The following is an 18,625-nucleotide window of genomic DNA, read 5'->3' as shown; positions in this document are numbered from 1 at the left end:
CTTCAGCGGCGCGATCGCTGCGGGCGGCAATGCGCTCAGCCTCGAAGGCGCTGGAAACGGCACGATCGGCGGCGTCATCTCCGGCTCGGGGACTGTCACCAAGAGCGGCACGGGCACGTTCACGCTGTCGGGCGCCAACACCTACACCGGTGGCACTACCATCAGCGGCGGGACCTTGCAGCTGGGCGCTGGCGGCACCTCCGGTTCGATCATCGGCGATGTCGTCAACAATGGCACGCTCGCCTTCAGCCGCGCGGACGCTGTGACGTTCAGTGGCACGATCGCGGGCGCAGGCGCCGTGCAGCAGCTGGGCCCGGGATCGCTGACCTTGGCTGGCATGAACAGCTATGGCGGCGGCACCGTGATCGCGGCCGGCAGGCTGATCGGCCAGGTCGGTAGCTTCGGCGGCGGCGCGATCCTGAACAATGCGGCGCTTGTCATCGACCAGCCTGTTGATGCGGCATTCGCCAATGCGATCGACGGCAGCGGCAGCTTCAGCAAGCGCGGCGCCGGTAGCCTGAACCTGACCACCGGCGGCAGTCTCAGCGGCACGACGACGGTCGAGGCCGGCAGGCTCTCGGTCAATGGCGCGCTCGCGAGCTCGGCCGTGACCGTACTCGCCGGCGCGTCACTTGGTGGCAACGGCATAGTCGGCGCCACGACGATCCAGTCCGGTGCCACGATCGCGCCGGGCAACTCGATCGGTACCTTGCACGTCGCCGGCAACCTGACACTGGCGCCGGGCTCGACCTACGAGGTCGAGATCGCAGGCAATGGCACATCCGACCGGATCGCTGCGACCGGCAGCGCCACCGCGGCGGGCAGCCAGGTCGGGGTCACCGCGCTCGATTCGCAGACCAGCTACGTCAGCGGCCAGCGCTATACGATCCTGACGGCAACCGGCGGTGTCACCGGGGCCGCCCCCAGCGCAGTCTCGCGCTCGGCCTTCCTGGATCTCGCGATCGAGCAGCACCCCAGCCAGATGGACCTTGTCATCCAGGTCAAGGGCAATGATCCGATGACGCCCCCGGTCACGCCGCCCACCGTGTTCCAGAGCGTGGCGCAGACGCGCAATCAGTTCGCGACGGCGCTGGCCCTGAACACGCTGCCGCAGGTCGGCGGAACGTTGGCGCTCTACAACAGCCTGCTGATGCTCGACGCCCCCTCGGCGCGGGTGGCCTTCGACGCGCTCTCGGGCGATGCGCATGCGTCGGCCAAGACCGCGCTGGTCGAGGAGAGTTGGCTCTTGCGCAACGCCATGAACGACCGGCTGCGCTCGGCCTTCGGCTCAATTGGCGCGACGCCGATGGCGACCATGAGCTACGGCTTCACGGCCGATCTGGCGCCGGCGGTGAAAGGACCGATGCCGACGCTGGCACCGGCCGAGCGCTTCGCGGTCTGGGGCCAGGGCTATGGGGCCTGGGGGCGGACGGATAGCGATGGCAACGCCGCCAAGTTGACGCGCTCGACCGGCGGCTTCCTCATCGGTGCCGATGCTGCCGTGTTCGACACCCTGCGCGTCGGTGTCGTTGCCGGCTACAGCCGCTCCGAGTTCGATGTGAAGGGCCGGCGCTCCTCGGGCGAGAGCGACAACTACCATCTCGGCCTCTATGGTGGCGGGCAATGGGGCGCGCTCGGCCTGCGCACCGGCGCAAGCTATACTTGGCACGACGTCTCGACCAGCCGCACCATCGCCGTCGCCGGCTTTGGCAACAGCTTGAGGGCCGATTACACCGCCGGCACCGCCCAGGTCTTCGGCGAGCTCGGCTACCGGGTCGATCTCGGCCGGGTGGCGCTCGAGCCCTTTGCCGGCCTCGCCTATGTCAACCTGCATACCGATGGCTTCAGCGAGGCGGGAGGCGCGGCAGCCCTCTCCGGCCGCAGGGACGACACCAGCGTGGGTAACTCCACGCTCGGCCTGCGCGCCTCGACCTCGTTCGCCATACAGGGCATGGACCTGACCTTGCGCGGCGGGCTCGCCTGGCGCCATGCCTTCGGCGATGTCGACCCGACCGCGACGCTCGCCTTCTCAGGCTCCGGCGCTTTCATCGTCGCCGGCCTGCCGATCGCCAGGGATGCCGCCCTCGTCGAAGGCGGCCTCGATCTCTCCATCAGCCCGACCGCGACGCTCGGCCTGTCCTATACTGGACAGCTTGCCCAGGACGCGCAGGACCATGTCTTCAAGGGCTTGCTCGCGGTGAAGTTCTGACGGACCAGGCAGCGGGCTGAGCGCGATCCCTTCTGGGGGCCGCTGAGTGGCGGAAAGTTGGCAACCCGAGCCTAGCGTGCCTCGATTGCGCCAAGGGCGGCGTTGGCCGAATGGTGAAAATGGCACGGCGGGTGGCCGCCGTGCCAGGTGTCATAGGTCCGTTTGCTCGGAAAGGAGAAGCGCATCGTCGACCTCGATGCCGAGGTAGCGCACGGTGCTTTCCAGCTTTGTATGGCCGAGAAGGAGCTGACAGGCGCGCAGATTTCCGGTGCATCCCCGCCCGCGCCGTTGATCAGCACTGTCCGGGGCGTCGCCCTGCGGGCCGGGCTTTCGGCTACGCCGGAACCATGCCTTCGCGCGTTTCCGTCATTCGGCTTCAATTCCGGCGGAGCGCTCGTCTGATGGCGACCGCGCTCGACCTCTTCGGAGGGCAATGCGAACCGGACGGCTAAAATCTTAGCCCGCCACTTCAGTGGAAGGATACACGTGTTCGGCTATCAGCATGATCATGTCTGACCGTTCAAATCGCGCCACTGAGCGGCAACGCCGAGTGCAGCCTGCCAAGCTCAAGGTGGCTAGCGGGGCAATATTCAGCTGCATGATCCGGGATATATCGGTCGGTGGCGCGATGCTGAGAGTTCCCGTCGGTTTTAACGAAACAGGGGCAATTCATATCACCTCGCAGGCTATCGGCGTTGACCGAGAAGCTCGGATCGTTTGGCAGGATCGTTCTTCGATCGGAATCGCATTCCGATCCGTCGACCTTCCCAACGCCCGCCTGCAGAAGCAACGTCCATAGAAGGAAAGCGCCGAGGATCCACTTTTTCCGGCGCCGGGTGAGCTCAGGATCAGCGAGGTGGTCCATCGTCGGCCCCACTACACGATGCCAAGTTTTAATTTCGAGATCGAAGGCAATTCGATGGCAATATCAGCCATCTCAAGTCCACTTCTCCGACGTCATGCAATGTGGCGGCGCTGCACCTCTTGCTCGTCCAGACGATAGAGCCGCGCCGTCGGGCAAACCCGCCGGACGATCTCGCAGAGATGCTGGTGGTGGGTCAGGTAGATGACCTGCCCGCTCCGTGCCATGTCTACGAACAGGCGAAAGGCTTCCTCGGCGCGAAAATCGTCGAAGGTCTCCATGATGTCGTCGGCCACGAAAGGCACGGCGCGGCGCGCCTTGGCGAACTCGTGGTATCCTGCGACGCGTAGCGCGAGATAGAGCTGGAAGCGCGTGCCCTTAGACAGTTCGTCCGCGGCTTTCGAGCCGCCGCCGGCAGCAAGCGCGATCAGCGTCTCACCATCCTTACCAGGCTGTGCCGCGAGGCCGGAATAGGCGCCGCGACTAATCGTCCGGAACGCGGCCGAGGCCCGCTCCATCATCGAGCTGCGATGGCGCTCCCGATAGATCGCGAGAGCCTGCTCCGCCGCAGCAACCCCCGCGCGCAACTGCAGATAACGCAGTGCCCCATCCTCGATCTCCAGCAAAGTGGTGCGGCGGCGCTCTTCGATCTCCGCCACCGTGGCATCGCCGCCGATCGCTTCGACCTGATCGACAGTCGTCGCGCGAGCGGCAAAGAGTTCGTGGCAGCGCCGGTCCTGATCGTCGAAACGCACCTTCAACTCGCTCAGCTCTGCCTCCAGAGCCGGGCGGGACGCATTGTCGAGCGCTGCCTCCGCACTAGCGAGGTCGACACTGCGCATCGCCTCGCGGATGTCGCGCTCAGCTTCCGCCGCTCGCTCCTGCAGCACATGGCGCTGCGCAATCTGCTCCAGCGCCTCGGCAACATCAGCCAGCGAGGCGACCTCGAAGAAGGCGATCATCCTCTGCGTTTGCCCGGCATGGATCTCGTTCTTTTCGGCCAGAGTCCGCTGCCGATCTTCGGCGATTTTCAATTGGGCCAGCAGTTGCGTGCGACGCTCCTGATCGGCGCCCGCCTTCCGGATCGTGTCGACGATCTCGCGGACGAGATCGAGAACCGGCATCGCCTCCCGCGGAATGCCCAAGGCGCGCGCGAGAATCGCGACCTCATCGCGGAATGCGGCCTGGTCCTTCTCCATCTTGTCGATGCGATCGATCAGACCCGCGCGCTTCTCCAGAGTCGGCGCGAGGTCGGCCACCGCGGCTAAGGTTTCGCGCACGACGCCAAGCGCCGGCACGGCACCGGCTTCCGCGAGCCAGCAATTGCGGCAGGTCGCGGACCAGGCCTCGGCCCAATCCCGCTGCTGCGCCTCAGCCTGTTCGGCGCTGCGCTCGCGCCTCGCCACATCGCGACGCCGATCCTCAAGTTCGGCGTAGAGCCGACACCGTTGCGCCTCGCTCTCAAGACCGGTCTGAGCTTCCGCAAGTAGGACGCCGACATCCGCCTCCGCTGCATAGACGATTCCGGCCCGCTCCAGCGCGGCGCGAAGCTGAGACAAAGCCTCGCCAGCATCCGCTTGCGCCGCATGCAGATCTCGCTCGGCCATCCGCACGATCTCCCGCGCCTCCAGAACCCGGCTGCGACAGGACAGCCAATCCTCGAGTTCCAGCAGCGACGGCGCCGGAAGCCAAGACGGCACCATGGTCAGAACGGCCTGTGCGACCTCGGCGTCAACGCCCGCGAGAGCAGCCGCAGCGCCTTCCCCGAGCTCCGTCGCACGGGCGAGATCGGCCTGCGCCACGGCCAGGGCCTGCCCGCTCTGATGCAGTCTCGCTAGGTCGGACATGTGCGAGATCCGTCCGGCACCGACGAGGTCGTCATGGCGCAGGGCTTCCTCGAAGACATCCGCCGAGGCCGCAGCGAGATCGCGCCGATGCGCGGCCCAGGCCAGTTCGCGCCGCGCGCGAATCTCGGCGGCCTCGCGATCGGTCACAATGCCGGTCGTCGCCGCCAAACCCGCCCGCTCCGCCTCGACATGGCGCATCTGGGTGGTGAGACGCTCGATCTCTCCTTGGTGCTGGCTCAGCAAGGCTTCATTCTCGCGCCGAGACGCCTTCCAGCGCTGCAGCATGTCCGGTCTCGGAACCGTCATGCCGACGAGCTGCTCCAGCGTGCCATGCCAGGGCCGCAGTGCCAGGAGACGTTCGTCGAGAACCTCCTGGGCCGCTGCGCGCGACCGTTCGGCGACGCGGAGGCGGACCTGATGATCCGATGACCGCAGCACCTCGACCGTCGCGGCCAATGTCGCAACTGCGCGCTGACGCTCCTGGGGCAACGACGCCGCCTGATCCGTCTTCGGCAGCTTTCTTGCGGCTTCGGCGAGGCGACGACGGGCTTCGGCGCATTCTTCGCTGGCATTACGCAGCGCCGCGTCGATGCCCGACCGCGCTTCGATCAGTTCGCGCAAGCGACCGGTTGTCGCGACGGTCAGGACGAGGCGCTGCGGCTCGGCCTGCCCGTCCCGGTCAATCCGCTGCAGGATTCCGGAGACCTGCAGATCCAGCTGGCGCAATTGCAACTTGCGCTCGGGAATATCCTTTTCCGCTGTGATGTAACGCGCCCGCAGCTCGGTGAGCCGCTCCAGCTCGTCCGCTTGACGAAGAGCGGCATCATCGACGACGATTGCCTCGATCTCGCTGCGTAACCGCGCGATCTCATCGCGATTGGTTTGGTTCTGGACGGCGAGCTCGATTTCTTCCTTCTGCAGCGCCGGCAACGCGGCGGCCCAGCCGGGCGGCGCTTCGGGCAAATCGGCAAACGGGCCCAGACGCTCGCGATCGGCACGCAACGCGACGAGCCGGGGCAGCGCCGCAATATGGCGCTGAATCTCCTCCATCCGAGCCTGGATGCGGGCACGCTCTCCGACCGCTTCGTCATATTGGTGTGCCGCGCTGTCGCGTGCCGCGACGAGCCGCGCATAATCCGATGCCAGCGTATCGATCTGCTCGCGTTCAGCCTTCAGCGCGACGAGCTGCGCCTTGAGTTCCGCCAGCATCCCGCTCCGGGCCCGGAACTTATAGAAACCATCCGCTTCCGTACGGAGGTCGAGCAAGTTCTGGCTGAGATCGGCGAGGCCTGCGCTGGCGGAGAACAGCAACTGGCCGAGATCGCCCTTGCTCGCCAGAATGCTCTCGCCGCCCTTTTCCAAGGTCTCGTCATCGAGCGAGAACATCGTGCGGTAGGCGTCGCGGTCGATCCCGCCGATCTCGGCGCGGATGGCGGCTTCTGGAATAGGGCGGTCGCCGGCGTCGAGCAAACTGTTCTGCGGTCGCTTGATGCGCGCAAAATCACGCGTCTCGCCACCAAGCTCCAGCGCCGCACCGATCCGCATCGTGGGATAGGGGTGCAGGAAGCCGAAGGAGCTCTGCGTGCCGATGCCGAACAATAAGTCGAGGAAGGCAGCGAAGGTCGTCGACTTGCCAGCCTCGTTCGGCCCGTAGATCACATGCAGGTCCGGCTGGCCTTCACACCGCTCGCCGAAATCGATGCTGCAATCGGTGAATTTGCCGTAGCGCGTTAGGTCGAGACGGCGGAGGCGCATTCAGCTGCCCTCGCCTGCAGCCTGCAGCCGCGCGACGACCGTCTCGGCCCCGTCGCGCGCGAGCCGTTCGATATGCGTCCTGAAGGTCTCCTCGTCTGAGCCCAGGATGTCACGGCATTCCTGCGGCAGTTGGGCCCGGATCTCCTCCGCTATGCCGACCAGCGTAGCGTTGAAGGCATCGGAACCAAGGATCTGACCCTCGATCAAACGGTGCAGCTCGCTCAGCGGGTCCCCGGTCGGCCCTTCCCGCCTGTCCGGCAACTGGCTGGTGATTTCCAGCTTTTCCACCCAGCATGAGCCAAGGGCCGCAGCCCGATCATCAGCTTCTGTCTTCAGAAGATCCGTGTCCCGGCGGATGCGCCAGGCGAGCGACGTCGCACCGACGACGTGCAGGCGCGCCACCAGATGGTCCGAACCGACGGCGCTCCGCGCCGTCTCGAGCGCGCGCCCGAGCCGCGAGACCAGTTCCCGCCAATCCTCCATCCCGGTCACATCGACCGTGACCCGCTCGAACTGCGCGACGCTGGTCACGCGCTCCTCGATGTCGATCGAGCGGTCGTCGCCGACCGTGACCAGCGAGACGGATTTCGGCCCGGCCTCGTTGATGTCACGCCCCTGCGGCATGCCCGGCATCGCGATCGTACAGGTATCATCGTTGACGATCGCGCGCTTGTGGACATGGCCCAGCGCCCAGTAGCGGAATCCCATCGCCCGCAGGTCGGCCAGGCTGCACGGCGCATAAAGGTCGTGGCCCGGGGTTCCGGCGAGGCTGGTATGCAGCATGCCAATATTGACCGCACCCTCCACCGGCGGCCGGTACTTGCCGAGCAGGCTCTCCGGAGCGTGGGGCTGCGCGAAGCTCAGCCCATGGATCACGATCGGGACCCGTCCCGCCGGGCCGGGCAGCTCCACCGTCTCGGCGCGGCCGCCGAAGACTTTGACCGAGTCCGGAAGGACGAGTTCCTTGGTTATCTTCGACATCGCGTCATGGTTGCCGCGGATGATGAAGGTGCGGATGCCGGCCTGATCGAGCCGCCGCAGCTGCTCGGCTAGAAAGCGCGCCGTCTTCATCGAGCTCTGATCGCCGTCATAGAGATCGCCGGCGATCAGCAATCCGTCGACCTGTTCCGCCAGGCACAGATCGATGATGCGCACGAAGGCCTGCCGGGTCGCGTTGCCGATCAGCTCCGCCAGATCGGGATGGCGCATGGCGAGCGAGCGAAGTGGCGAGTCAAGATGGATATCGGCAGCATGGATAAAACGAAAAGTCACTGGATCTCCATGTTGCAGCGCTCTAGCCGACACTCATTATCGCGGCCGGTGCGTGCTCTTCAATGCAGGCAGCCGTAGGTCTCCATCGGAATGGCCTTAACCAAGAGGCGCTAGAACCCAACGCCTCAGCCGCGCCGGAAGTGACGGTTTCTCGCCCTCTGCTTCACCTCCACAGCCTACGACGAACATACACTTGCACGCCTCCTTACCACCTTATGCAAACTAGCGTCGATTAAGGCGCTGGGGAGCACGGTGGCGTACGCAAAGGGCATGCACCTATCCGCTCAGCGGGTATTTCGGATATCAGCTAGGGGTTGGAACGGGGCTTGCGCGGCGCCTGAAAGCGGACATAGCCGAGCCCCTGCCGATGAGATCAAACGCAGCCTATATCGCCGTGGCTGAGAAGATGCATGATGGCCTGCCTAGTCAACGGGCCAGACAATGTTCGCGCGCATGATCGCGCAGAAGGCATCGCGTGAAACTCAGGATCGGCTACGAACTTGACTATGATTTTCCGCAACCGACACCCGTCATCCTGATGCTGAACGTGCATTTTAGTCGGGTATCGGACCTTGTTCAACCGGACCATATCCGCATCCAGCCTTCGGTGCCCGTCAGCGCCTACCGGGACAGCTTCGGCAACTGGTGCACTCGGCTGCTGGCACCGCAGGGGCCGATGCGGATCACCGCCGACGCGATCATCTCCGATAGCGGCCTGCCCGAAAGCCACGACCTCAATGCCGGCCAAGTCCCAGTTGAACAGTTGCCGGAGGAAAGCCTCGTCTTCCTGCTGGCGAGTCGGTTCTGCGACAGTGACCGCCTGCTGGATCTCGCCTGGCAGCTCTTCGGTCATGCTCGGCCTGGCGCACCACGCGTTCAGGCAATTTGCGATTTCGTCAACCAGCGCATCGCCTTCAACTACAACGATGCCAGCGTAACCCGCATGGCGACCGACGCCTATGGTGAAGGCCGCGGCGTCTGCCGCGACTACGCTCATCTCGCCATTGCCTTCTGCCGGGCGATGAATATCCCGGCACGCTACTGCACCTGTTATCTCGGCGATGTCGGCACGCCGCCGCCCTATCCACCGGGCGATTTCGCGGCGTCCTTCGAAGCCTATCTCGAAGGCGGCTGGCAGATGTTCGATCCGCGCAACAATGTGCCGCGTATTGGTCGCGTACTGATCGCGCGCGGCCGGGATGCGGCCGATGTTGCCATCGCCACCACATTCGGGCCGAACACGCTGACAAGCTTCAAGGTCTGGACCGACGAGGCGGTGGAAGGGAGCGACCTAGTCGGCCGCAACTAAGAGATGTCCGGGACGCGCCAACGGCGGATGTAGGCCGGCATTCGGATATGAGACAGTGTTCCACCAAGCCAAAAGCATCCGTCACCCGACGTTTGCGGAGTGACCGAGGCGATCGAGCCATCGATTGCGACGATCTCGCGATCTCGGCGTTGCCGAGCCATTTCAGATCGAAACTGCGAACGCCGTCGCCGCAGTTTCCACTCCAGGCTTTCCTCCAGACGCTACGAACGTTTGGAGGAGCCGGGCCCTCGATCCGACTATCCGGATTTCGTCGGTTCCCACCTCGGCTCGCTGCGCAAGCTGCTGGATGTAGTTCCGCCGGAAAGAACCATTTTCGCCCCGCATCCGGTCCTTTGCTGCCGCCGCGAACGTCCGGAGGGCCTCCGGGTAATTTCGATTCTCCCTCCCCGCCGACCTTCTGCCCGCTCCACATCGGCCAGCTCCGCGATGCGCCCCTTCAGGTTCGAATCGGTCAGATCAGCCAAGCCCGCCTCGATGGCCTCGTAGAGACGCGTCAGCTTGTTTTCAGCGTCCAGAGCGTTGCGCTTGAGCGCGACGCTCCTTCCCGTCTCGCGTTCCGCCGCCTCATCCCGGCGCTTCAGAAGCGCGCTGAGCGCCTCTTCGAGAAAGTGCGGGCTGAGGAGCCGATCGACCACACTGCTGACCACCAGGTCATTCAGCTCGTCCATCGGGATTGATCGGCCCTTGCAGCCTTTCGGACCCTGCCGTGCAGCCGTGCAGCAGGTGTAGTAGCGGTATTCGGTTCCCTTTCCGGACGTTCGAAGCGTCATAGCGCCACCGCAATCGGCGCAGAACGCCACGCCGCCAAGCAAGGTCCGGCCGCTCACGAAACGGGGCGCCCGCAGTTGCGGGCTGCGCGAGCGCATGATCGCTTGGACCTCCTCGAACTCTTCTACGGTTGGCGGCCGGTGGGGTGTCGGCGGCGTCCACCAGATACTGACCCGCGAGACCTACATCGGGAAGCACCGCTTCAACGTGTCTAGCTGGCGGAAGGGCGTCGAGAAGCCGGCGGACGAAGTTGGCAGCCGTGGAAAGCTCTCGGCGGCAATCTGAAACCGCCGCATAGTGCAATGAAGTCCGGGCGACGGCGCGAACGCCCGTCAGCGTAGGTATGTTCGGCGGGCTTGCTGCGCATTAAGGTTTCCTCGGCAAAGACCGAAGCCGCCCTCGCGACCTGTCGGCCTTGCAGATTCCCGGCGCCCTGGTTATATTACCGGTTATAGTCCTGAGAGCCAGAATGAGCAAGAGTCCTCAGCGCCGAGCAATCGACAACTATCGCAGTCGCCTGACCGAGCGGGGTATGGCGCGGTTCGAGGTTATCGGTCGCGACGACGACCGCGAGCTGATCCGGTCAGTCGCTAAGCGTCTGGCCGAGGGCGGTTCCGACGCCGATCGACTGCGCGCGGCCGTCAAACAGTCCATTTCCGGCGAGCCCCCGAAAAAGGGGGGTATCCTGAAGGCGCTGCTGGCCTCGCCCCTTATCGGCTCCGAACTCGACCTGACCCGTCCGCGTGAGGAAGGACGGAAGGTCGATATTTGATGCGCTACCTGCTCGACACCAACATCATCAGCAATTTCACCAAGCCGGCGCCATCGGAGTCGCTGATCGCCTGGATGGCTCAACAGTCCGACGATGACCTCTTTATCGCATCGCTAACGCTGGCCGAGGTGCGCCGAGGCGTGCTCGAAAAGCCAGCCGGCAAACGTCGGGACCAACTCGATGCCTGGTTCAGCGGGCCACAAGGTCCGCAGGCCCTGTTCGCTGGGCGCATCCTCTCTTTCGACGAACGGGCCGGTCTCGTTTGGGCGGAGTTGATGGCAGAAGGTAGAGCCAAAGGCCGTCCGCGCAGCGGGCTCGACACAATCATCGCCGCCATCGCCGCCGCGAACGATTGCGTCGTCGTCACGGACAATGAATGCGATTTTCTCGGGATCAATATCCTCAACCCGCTCAGAGAGAAGCCCGGATAGAGCTGGACAATTTGTGGACGTTGCAGTTGTTCCTTGGCCATGGCGCATTCCTCCGAACGCTATGCCAACCGAGCGCCGTTCTCGTTGTTCCTGCGAAAACGACAAAGTCCGACCGCTTGGGCCGGGCTCGCTAGCGGTGTCTCACCCAGTACATCCGTGGAGAGACGATTCGCCTTCATCGGAATGCAGACCTATGACTGGGCATTGATAGTCTCGATCTGCCCACTGCCATGGTTCAACCTTAAATTGCGCTACCGTTGCTATTGCGCCCGCGTCACGCCCGTTAGATTCGCGGCGCCCTGGAGGTTTCTTGGCTGACTCGCCGTCCAACGCCCTACCCTCGTCACGCTGGAACGTGCTGCTGGAAGCGAACCCTGGCGGCAACGACTATATGACCACGGGGCAATATGCCGAGTATCAGAACTTCCCCGGATTGGGTCAGAACTTCTACGTCCCGAACTCGCCGTCGGGGTTGCCGGCGACTGCCGCGCTCTACCGGTTGTCGAATGGACCGGACCACATGGCCTCGTTGCAGGCTGGCGAGGCTGGGTACACCACTGAAGGTGTGTTGGGCTACCCGTTGATATCCGGCTCGGCTCTTCCAGGTCTGACCGCCATACATCGTTTCCTAAAAGCGTCGGACCATGCGACCGGTGCCGCTGGTACGGGGATCGCGGGCTACACCGACGAGGGTAGCCTGGGCGCCTTTGGGTACATGCGCTACCGAACCAACCCGACGGCGCTGCAGGCGGTATCGGGTGGCGGGCTCAACGTGCAGTCGGATCTCATCGCTGGCGGCGCTGTGGCGTCCTGGCGGTGGAACAACATCGAGTTCATCAACACCGCTGACTACGGCCGCTATCTGCAGGCAGACATCTTCTTCAACGATGCGGGCGGAGTTGAGGGAGCGGCTCCAACGTTCAATCCCATCGAGGCCGGGGACGTGTTTACCTCCGGATCTGACCCTTTGCTCTATCGCCACGGCGCGCCCTGCGTTCTCGCCAACGTCTCCGGCGGCGTTCAGCAGACGAGGGCCGTCCCGCTCGATTTCCTCCTGCCGCAAACTCCGCTCGATAAGGACATCAACTCGGTCCGGCTCTACCACGGCAGCCAGATTGGAAAGGATCTGACGCTGGGCTGGAACGGCCTGTCGCAGGTCGCGCAGTATCGAACGGTCTTCGCCCTCGCAGCCCCGATCACCGCCTTCGATGTTGAGGTGCCGACTGCCTACCTGAATAGCCAGTTCAACAGGTTCTGGACGTTCGATGTCGCCAATAATGTGTTCGCGGAGGTCACCAGCGGACTGAACTGGTGCAACGGTGAAGAGTACCAGTGGTTTCCAGCCAGTGGCAGAGGGGGCGTCATCATATCGACGAGCGACGGCGCCGCGGCGATGGGTGCATATGCGGTCACAAGCCATGCGAACACCGGTAGCAGGATCACCCGGTTCACGCTGACGCATTTCCCGACCTGCGGCGATTGCTCTAAATGGGCTGTCCGCGGAAGCATGGTGCCCCTTGCACAGGGAGAGAATTCGTTCAGTGCCTATATCGCCACGGGAACGCTGGATCAGGCCAAAAGCCTAATGCAGGCGCTTTACAGCGCGGGGGCAAGCTGATGAACGACGATCGAACTCGGGCTGCCGTTGAAGCGGCGGCGAAATCCTTCCACGAGCAGACCCGCGAGAAGCGGCAATACACCTGGGAGCAGTCGAGCGAGGAATAGCGCCGCGACCTGCGAGCGTTTGTCCGGCCTATTGTCGGGGCCGCCCTTGCAGCCTCTGATGCCTATGTGGCTGCGGCGCTGCCTAAACCGAAGGAATGACCAAGCCCGGTGCTGGTCATCTCAACCATTCGAGAGCGATAGCTATTTCATCGCCCTCGGAGGACACCATGAGCGAACTGGTTTCAATCGGTATGGTCTGCGGCAAGCCATGCGTTGCGGTGCGTGAGCACGGCGAATGGCTGCCGATGGTCTGGGTTGCGAGCTGGGCCGATGCACAGCGCCTGGCCAGCGACGAATGCGTGAGGCTTGGCCTGCCGCGCTGCTATTGCGGCGTCCGGGCGAGTTCCTGAAGCGCGCCGGCTGGCGAAACCTCCCTTATAAAGAACGATTGGAGGTCCAAATGGACGCTTACACTGAAGAGCAATGCAGAGAGATGGCGCACGGTATGCGCCTTAACCCCGAGCTTTGGCGGGTGCTTATCCCGTACGCCAAGCCTGTAGCGAGGCAAAACGAACCTCAGAACGACGAAGCCCGGGCACAACGGCCGGGCTCGCTGGCGGCGGGACTGCCATCAGCGGCGAAGCCGATCACAACCAGCCTCGGTTTGCCGTCGGCGCTGCCTTCAGCGCTGATCGCCGAACTCTAATTCTTGCATCGTCGCAAAGGGCTGTTTCGCGCAGCGCGCTGGCCGAGAGGTGCCGGTAGCGACACGTTTCGCGACGATGGCCAATGCATGCCTACAAAATGGCGGTTCGACAACCACCCATTTTTAGCCCATAATCTTGCATTGGTACAAGATTATGGGCGAGTACCCTGGCGTCAATAGCTAAGGGCAGGCGCAGAACCATTTCGTGTTCGGGGCTGTGGATTTGGGTGGATGGAGCCGCCTCCTGATTGCGCGGCGGCACGACTCAGGATCGCATGTCGACACATACGCAACCGAAAGACGAAACCATGCCATTCTTTGTCGCGAGCTATGATCTTAAGAAGACCATTCCGGACCCCTACAGCGCGTTTATTGCAAGCGCTGAGGAAATGGGATGGCGGGTAACCATGCCGATGCGTGATGGACGAATTGAAAGGCTGCCGAATACGACGCTCAGCGGCACCTTCATAAGCCTTGAGCAAGCAGTCATCGCAATGGAGGCCGCGCCAGAATGCCGAAGTTCAGATCGGTGGTCAGGTCGACATCACAGGATGCTATATCTCCGAGGTGATCGGCGACGCATTCCTCAAGCCGAAAGAGGAAGAGCCGAACCTGTCGGAAGCGTTGGCGATTGCACTGCTGAGGCGCAACCTCTCCTGACGGCTACACCCAGTCGACGAAGGCCAGCGGCTACCGCGCCGCGGCGATTATATGTCACCCTCCTTGAGCTACTCGACCTAGACGGGCAGCGGACGGAATGCAGTGGACCAGGATCCCAAGCTACTATTGGGTTACGGCTGTGCCAGATTTGCAGTAGGAATCCTCAACGCTATCGCCATATGGTGATGGGAGTGAGTAACCTGCACGTAGGGGATCGACATGCTCGACGTTGTGCCGATCGACAAGTTTGACATTCCGCTTCCGCCCGCGCGCCCGATCGCGTTCGAAGAGCGTATGTTCCTATCCAAAGTAGCAGATCGTCAGCAGAAGCTCGGCGAGTATCTGCTGAATGACGCGCGGGCCAAGTCCGAGGCTTGGAAGAGTCAAATCGCGCAGCTTATGAGCACGCTCGATAGCTGGATCGGGCCCGTCACAGCCGAAGATCTTGCGGCTTCGATGGAGAGCGCGGAGAAGGCTGAAGAAATAGCAGAGACGATTGCTATCGCGACAGCTCGGTTGGAAAAGCGGATTCGTCGGGACGTTAAGCGCCAGTTCGAAAACGACCCCTCGCTTGGTGCTGTAACGCGGGCTTTCGGCGGTCGGCTTCTCACATTGGAGCGCGAGAAGATTGATGCGCTTCTCGAGACCGCATTGTTTTTCAGAGCATGGGCAGCCGATCATGACGATCGGGGGCCCCTGCAAAGCTTTGACGACCCTCAGGCGCTGATGCGCGCCTTGGCGGCTTAGGGACTTGCCTTGATTCGGATCGACTTCGGTGGCCGTTTCAAAAAGGCGTTAAACGGGTTACCGCCGGACCGCAGAAAGGCTGCGATTGCGGCGATCGGAAAATTTCAGCAAGAGCCCGCGCTGCCTGCATTAAAGTTCCGCCCACTTGTAGGCAAAGGCGGCCATTTCATCATTAGCGCCCACCATGGCGACCGCGTCATCATGAAGCGGCTGGCTGACGATCACTACGAATTGGTGGACGTGGGTCCTCACGACAACGTCTACCGTCGGATGACTCGCGGATAAGGGACGCGCTGACCGGGCATCCTCCCGGACCCGCCGGCGAACTACCTCACAGCTACGGCACACCGCCGCAAGGCCATTGCGATGTTTGCCGCGGCAACCTTCCGCTGCCGATCCAAGTTGCTCCGCGACAGGCAGCGGCCGGGCACGGCCTCATGCGGCTTCACAACCAGCGGAAGGCAGCCCTCTTCGCGGCACCGGGCACGGAACACCGTAGCCCTCCGCCGTGAGCCGCCTTTTTCGGCTGGTGTCGATGACCGATGGTGTGCCGATGATTGGCGCGTGAGGGTGGTCAGTGTCCATTAAGGCGATGATGGACATGAGCGACGCGCGGCGTGTTCGGCGGAGTTGGAGCGACGCGCGGAAGCGGGAGATCGTCGCGGCTTCTTTAGAACCCGGAGCGTCGGTGTCGGTGATTGCGCGGCGCTATGACGTCAACACGAACCTGCTTTTCATCTGGCGCCGGCTTTATCGCGATGGATTGTTGGCCGAGCCCGGTGCAGGCCTGCCTTCGCTGCTGCCGATCACGATCACCGGTGAGCAGGCTGAGAAGCCCAGCTCGGTTGCGTCTGATGCCGGTCGGGTGGAAATCGAACTGCCGCGCGGCTACCGCATCCGGGTCGATGCCGGCATCGACGGCAAGGCGCTGCGTTGCATCCTTGACGCCCTGGAGCGCCGATGATCCCGGTTCCGTCGGGTGTCCGGGTGTGGCTTTCCGTCGGCCGGACGGACATGCGCCGGGGGATGACGGGGCTGGCCCTTCAGGTTCAGGAAGCACTGGGTCGCGACCCGCACGCGGGCGATTTGTACGTCTTCAGAGGCGCCCGGGGCGACCTGGTCAAGATCCTTTGGCATGACGGCCTGGGCATGTCGCTTTATGCGAAGCGGCTGGAGAAGGGCCGCTTCATTTGGCCGTCGCCGACGGAGGGCGTGGTCGCAATCTCGGCGGCGCAGCTGGCCTATATGCTCGACGGCATCGACTGGCGAAACCCTCGGCACACATGGCGACCAAGCAGCGCCGGGGAAGGTCGGAACGCTTCATTTTTTAGGAGTCAGCGGGCGCGATTCATGATTCACTCATGGTCATGGCCGCCGCTCTTCCTACCCGACGATATCGAAGCGCTGAAGGCGGCGTTGACGATCGAGCGCGCGAGGACGCGCGACGTGGCCGCCGAACTGGCGGTGGCGCGTGCGAAGGCGTCCGAAGACCTGGCCCTGATCGCCCATCAGAAGCTGCGGATCGCCAAGCTGGAGCGACAGATCTACGGTCCTCGCTCCGAGCGTTCGCAGCGGCTCATCGACCAGCTGGCGCTGCAGTTCGAGGAGTTGGAGGCGAGCGCCACGCAAGATGAACTGGCTGCGGAGCTGGCCGTGGCCAAGGCGACGCTTGTTGCGGGGTTCACCCGCAAGCGCCCCGATCGGAATACCTTCCCCGATCACCTGCCGCGCGAGCGCGTGGTCATCGACCCACCGACGGCCTGCGACTGTTGTGGCGGCAATCGGCTGCGCAAGCTGGGCGAGGATGTCACCCGGACCCTGGAAGCGATCCCGCGCCAATGGAAGGTGATCGAAACCGTGCGGGAGAAGTTCACCTGCCGGGATTGCGAGAAGGTCAGCCAGGCACCGGCGCCCTTCCACGTGATCCCCCGTGGATGGGCCGGCGCCAACCTGCTGGCGATGATCCTGTTTGAGAAGTTTGGCCAGCATCAGCCCTTGAACCGACAGGCCGAGCGCTATGCCCTGGAAGGCGTCCCGGTCAGCCTCTCGACCATGGCCGACGCCGTGGGGTCGGGCTGCGCGGCCCTCGATCCGATTTTGAGGCAGGTCGAAGCGCATGTCATGGCGGCCGACCGCCTGCATGGCGACGACACCACGGTGCCGGTCCCGGCCAAAGGCAAGACCGATACGGGACGATGTTGGGTCTATGTCCGCGATGACCGGCCGTTCGGTGGGGCATCGCCGCCGGCTGCGGCGTTCTATTACTCTCGCGACCGCAAGGGCGAGCATCCACAAACCCATCTCGCCGGATATACCGGGCTGTTCCAGGCCGACGCTTTCGATGGGTATCGCCAGCTCTATCTGCCTGGGCGAAGTCCCGGGCGGATTTTGGAGGCAGGGTGCTGGGTTCACGCCAGGCGCCCGTTCTTCGCCATGGCCGATCTTGAGGAGAACGCCCGGCGGCAGGCGTCGGGCAAGAAGACGATCGCGCTCTCTCCCATCGCGATCGAGGTCGTGCGCCGCATCGATGCCCTCTTTGAGATTGAACGGCCGATCAACGGCAGGACTGCGCAGGAACGCCAGACGGTACGTCAGGAGCTGAGCAAGCCCCTGGTCGATGCGCTTGCGGTCTACATGCGCGAGCAGCGAGCCAAGCTCTCCCGCGGCCACGACCTCACCAAGGCCATCGACTATGTCCTCAAGCGCTGGGCGGCCTTCACGCTGTTCCTGGAAGACGGGCGGGTGTGCTTGTCAAACAATGCCGCCGAACGCGCGCTGCGCGGCATCGCTTTGGGAAGAAAATCATGGCTGTTCTGCGGGTCGGACCGGGGTGGTCAACGCGCGGCCGCCATGTACAGCCTCATCGTCACGGCCAAGATGAACGATGTCGATCCCCAGGCCTGGCTCGCCGACGTGCTCGCCAGGATCGCGACGCACCCGGCTCATCGGATCGACGAGTTGTTGCCGTGGAACTGGATGCCCCAGCCATCCGCGTTGTCGGCCGCGGCAGCCTGACCTTGCAGGTCAACAAGATCCACCATGTCCATACCATCACCCGCGTCGCCCAAATGCTCGGCGAGGACGAGGACTGGCTGTGGGACGTCGCCAATGAAATGGACCCGGAGGACGGCGTGATCTGGGTCTACGGCCCCAGTGACGACAGCGTCATGGCGTTCACTGACTTCGGCATCGAAACGCTCAAGGGCCTCGTCGAAATCTACAAGGCCAATCCCAACCTGCTCTCGCGATCCGACGACCCGACGTAGCCGCACTGCGGCCTACGCCGCAGGGATACGGAACACCGACTGGGCATGTGCTTTGATCTGGCCGTGGGTGGTTTTGCTGGCCCGGGCCAGCGCGTCGTTCGTGATCTTCGCGACCTCTCGGGCTATCTCGACGCGGTGGGCATAAGCATCGAGGACGGCCCGGTCTCGCGTGTCCACGACCTTGCCATCGTGGATATGAGGCGGCGCGTTATGGCAGCCATGTCGCAGCCCAGCGCGGTTGCAATACTCTGTCGGAGACCATGACCATCGCGAGGACGACGATGGACCTCTAAATGATCGCTTCTGGCGACCTGGTCCCGCTGATGGTGGACACG

The 18,625-nt window shown here is 63.7% G+C and carries 17 protein-coding genes and 2 pseudogenes; 15 read left to right on the top strand and 4 right to left on the bottom strand.

From position 1 onward, the window contains the following. Positions 1 to 2,209, top strand: a 2,209-nt coding sequence (locus AB6806_RS19500; protein ID WP_370955245.1) for an autotransporter outer membrane beta-barrel domain-containing protein, incomplete at its 5' end; no start/stop codon positions are given. A gap of 150 nt (positions 2,210 to 2,359) precedes the next feature. Here AB6806_RS19500 and AB6806_RS19495 read toward each other — a convergent pair. Further along, positions 2,360 to 2,479: pseudogene (locus AB6806_RS19495) on the bottom strand (integrase); the annotation flags it as partial. A gap of 232 nt (positions 2,480 to 2,711) precedes the next feature. Here AB6806_RS19495 and AB6806_RS19490 point away from each other — a divergent pair. Beyond that, the gene (locus AB6806_RS19490) at positions 2,712 to 3,008 is read left to right on the top strand and encodes a PilZ domain-containing protein (protein WP_370955244.1); all 297 of its coding nucleotides are present in this window, start codon (positions 2,712 to 2,714) and stop codon (positions 3,006 to 3,008) included. 158 nt (positions 3,009 to 3,166) lie between these two features. On the opposite strand, the gene AB6806_RS19485 is transcribed toward AB6806_RS19490, so the two are convergent. Then, positions 3,167 to 6,673 (bottom strand): ATP-binding protein, encoded by a 3,507-nt coding sequence (locus AB6806_RS19485; protein WP_370955243.1) that lies wholly within the window; start codon positions 6,671 to 6,673, stop codon positions 3,167 to 3,169. Continuing rightward, the gene (locus AB6806_RS19480; RefSeq protein ID WP_370955516.1) at positions 6,674 to 7,945 is read right to left on the bottom strand and encodes a metallophosphoesterase family protein; all 1,272 of its coding nucleotides are present in this window, start codon (positions 7,943 to 7,945) and stop codon (positions 6,674 to 6,676) included. 475 nt (positions 7,946 to 8,420) lie between these two features. Here AB6806_RS19480 and AB6806_RS19475 point away from each other — a divergent pair, with 475 nt between their 5' ends. Beyond that, positions 8,421 to 9,254 carry a transglutaminase-like domain-containing protein gene (locus tag AB6806_RS19475; protein WP_370955242.1) on the top strand — a complete coding sequence of 278 codons (834 nt, stop codon included), beginning with the start codon at positions 8,421 to 8,423 and terminating at the stop codon, positions 9,252 to 9,254. 257 nt (positions 9,255 to 9,511) lie between these two features. Here AB6806_RS19475 and AB6806_RS19470 read toward each other — a convergent pair whose 3' ends face one another. Continuing rightward, on the bottom strand, positions 9,512 to 10,141 hold the full coding sequence (locus AB6806_RS19470) for a recombinase zinc ribbon domain-containing protein (protein WP_370955241.1): 630 nt from the start codon (positions 10,139 to 10,141) through the stop codon (positions 9,512 to 9,514). A gap of 371 nt (positions 10,142 to 10,512) precedes the next feature. Here AB6806_RS19470 and AB6806_RS19465 point away from each other — a divergent pair, with 371 nt between their 5' ends. The 12 genes and pseudogenes from AB6806_RS19465 (at position 10,513) to AB6806_RS19415 (ending at position 18,290) form a co-directional block, all read left to right on the top strand. Further along, positions 10,513 to 10,815: a hypothetical protein gene (locus AB6806_RS19465; RefSeq protein ID WP_112765032.1), complete on the top strand. Its 303-nt coding sequence runs from the start codon at positions 10,513 to 10,515 to the stop codon at positions 10,813 to 10,815. After that, positions 10,815 to 11,246, top strand: a complete 432-nt coding sequence (locus AB6806_RS19460) for a PIN domain-containing protein (RefSeq protein WP_370955240.1) — start codon at positions 10,815 to 10,817, stop codon at positions 11,244 to 11,246. The genes AB6806_RS19465 and AB6806_RS19460 overlap by 1 nt, the downstream gene beginning before the upstream one ends. A 310-nt stretch (positions 11,247 to 11,556) precedes the next feature. Then, positions 11,557 to 12,864 (top strand): hypothetical protein, encoded by a 1,308-nt coding sequence (locus AB6806_RS19455; protein WP_370955239.1) that lies wholly within the window; start codon positions 11,557 to 11,559, stop codon positions 12,862 to 12,864. Between the two features lie 274 nt (positions 12,865 to 13,138). Beyond that, a complete protein-coding gene (locus AB6806_RS19450; protein WP_370955238.1) occupies positions 13,139 to 13,321 on the top strand; it encodes a hypothetical protein in 183 nt (60 codons plus the stop codon). A 50-nt stretch (positions 13,322 to 13,371) separates the two neighbouring features. Continuing rightward, positions 13,372 to 13,617 carry a hypothetical protein gene (locus AB6806_RS19445; RefSeq protein ID WP_370955237.1) on the top strand — a complete coding sequence of 82 codons (246 nt, stop codon included), beginning with the start codon at positions 13,372 to 13,374 and terminating at the stop codon, positions 13,615 to 13,617. Between the two features lie 474 nt (positions 13,618 to 14,091). Continuing rightward, positions 14,092 to 14,277 carry a hypothetical protein gene (locus AB6806_RS19440; protein ID WP_370955236.1) on the top strand — a complete coding sequence of 62 codons (186 nt, stop codon included), beginning with the start codon at positions 14,092 to 14,094 and terminating at the stop codon, positions 14,275 to 14,277. 219 nt (positions 14,278 to 14,496) lie between these two features. After that, positions 14,497 to 15,024, top strand: a complete 528-nt coding sequence (locus tag AB6806_RS19435) for a hypothetical protein (protein ID WP_370955235.1) — start codon at positions 14,497 to 14,499, stop codon at positions 15,022 to 15,024. 9 nt (positions 15,025 to 15,033) lie between these two features. Then, on the top strand, positions 15,034 to 15,309 hold the full coding sequence (locus AB6806_RS19430) for a type II toxin-antitoxin system RelE family toxin (protein WP_370955234.1): 276 nt from the start codon (positions 15,034 to 15,036) through the stop codon (positions 15,307 to 15,309). 316 nt (positions 15,310 to 15,625) lie between these two features. Next, the gene (gene tnpA, locus AB6806_RS19425; RefSeq protein WP_370955233.1) at positions 15,626 to 15,988 is read left to right on the top strand and encodes an IS66-like element accessory protein TnpA; all 363 of its coding nucleotides are present in this window, start codon (positions 15,626 to 15,628) and stop codon (positions 15,986 to 15,988) included. Next, positions 15,985 to 16,290: pseudogene (gene tnpB, locus AB6806_RS28975) on the top strand (IS66 family insertion sequence element accessory protein TnpB); the annotation flags it as partial. The gene tnpA and the pseudogene tnpB, both read left to right, overlap by 4 nt. Before the next feature lie 84 nt (positions 16,291 to 16,374). Further along, complete coding sequence (gene tnpC / locus AB6806_RS19420; protein WP_465247239.1) at positions 16,375 to 18,039, top strand: IS66 family transposase; 1,665 nt, start codon at positions 16,375 to 16,377, stop codon at positions 18,037 to 18,039. Beyond that, positions 17,991 to 18,290 (top strand): hypothetical protein, encoded by a 300-nt coding sequence (locus AB6806_RS19415; protein WP_370955231.1) that lies wholly within the window; start codon positions 17,991 to 17,993, stop codon positions 18,288 to 18,290. The genes tnpC and AB6806_RS19415 overlap by 49 nt, the downstream gene beginning before the upstream one ends. The last annotated feature ends 335 nt before the right edge of the window (positions 18,291 to 18,625 follow it).

It is taken from the genome of Allobosea sp. RCC_152_1 (assembly GCF_041360765.1).
In the GTDB taxonomy this organism is placed as follows: Bacteria; Pseudomonadota; Alphaproteobacteria; order Rhizobiales; family Beijerinckiaceae; genus Allobosea; species Allobosea spartocytisi.
This window is presented reverse-complemented; position numbering and strand designations above follow the sequence as displayed.

Coding starts and splice junctions, on each gene's coding strand:
- AB6806_RS19490 (WP_370955244.1), top strand. CDS start 2,712: ATGATCATGTCTGACCGTTCAAATCGCGCCACTGAGCGGCAACGCCGA.
- AB6806_RS19485 (WP_370955243.1), bottom strand. CDS start 6,673: ATGCGCCTCCGCCGTCTCGACCTAACGCGCTACGGCAAATTCACCGAT.
- AB6806_RS19470 (WP_370955241.1), bottom strand. CDS start 10,141: ATGCGCTCGCGCAGCCCGCAACTGCGGGCGCCCCGTTTCGTGAGCGGC.
- AB6806_RS19465 (WP_112765032.1), top strand. CDS start 10,513: ATGAGCAAGAGTCCTCAGCGCCGAGCAATCGACAACTATCGCAGTCGC.
- AB6806_RS19460 (WP_370955240.1), top strand. CDS start 10,815: ATGCGCTACCTGCTCGACACCAACATCATCAGCAATTTCACCAAGCCG.
- AB6806_RS19450 (WP_370955238.1), top strand. CDS start 13,139: ATGAGCGAACTGGTTTCAATCGGTATGGTCTGCGGCAAGCCATGCGTT.
- AB6806_RS19445 (WP_370955237.1), top strand. CDS start 13,372: ATGGACGCTTACACTGAAGAGCAATGCAGAGAGATGGCGCACGGTATG.
- AB6806_RS19435 (WP_370955235.1), top strand. CDS start 14,497: ATGCTCGACGTTGTGCCGATCGACAAGTTTGACATTCCGCTTCCGCCC.
- tnpA (WP_370955233.1), top strand. CDS start 15,626: ATGAGCGACGCGCGGCGTGTTCGGCGGAGTTGGAGCGACGCGCGGAAG.
- tnpC (WP_465247239.1), top strand. CDS start 16,375: ATGATTCACTCATGGTCATGGCCGCCGCTCTTCCTACCCGACGATATC.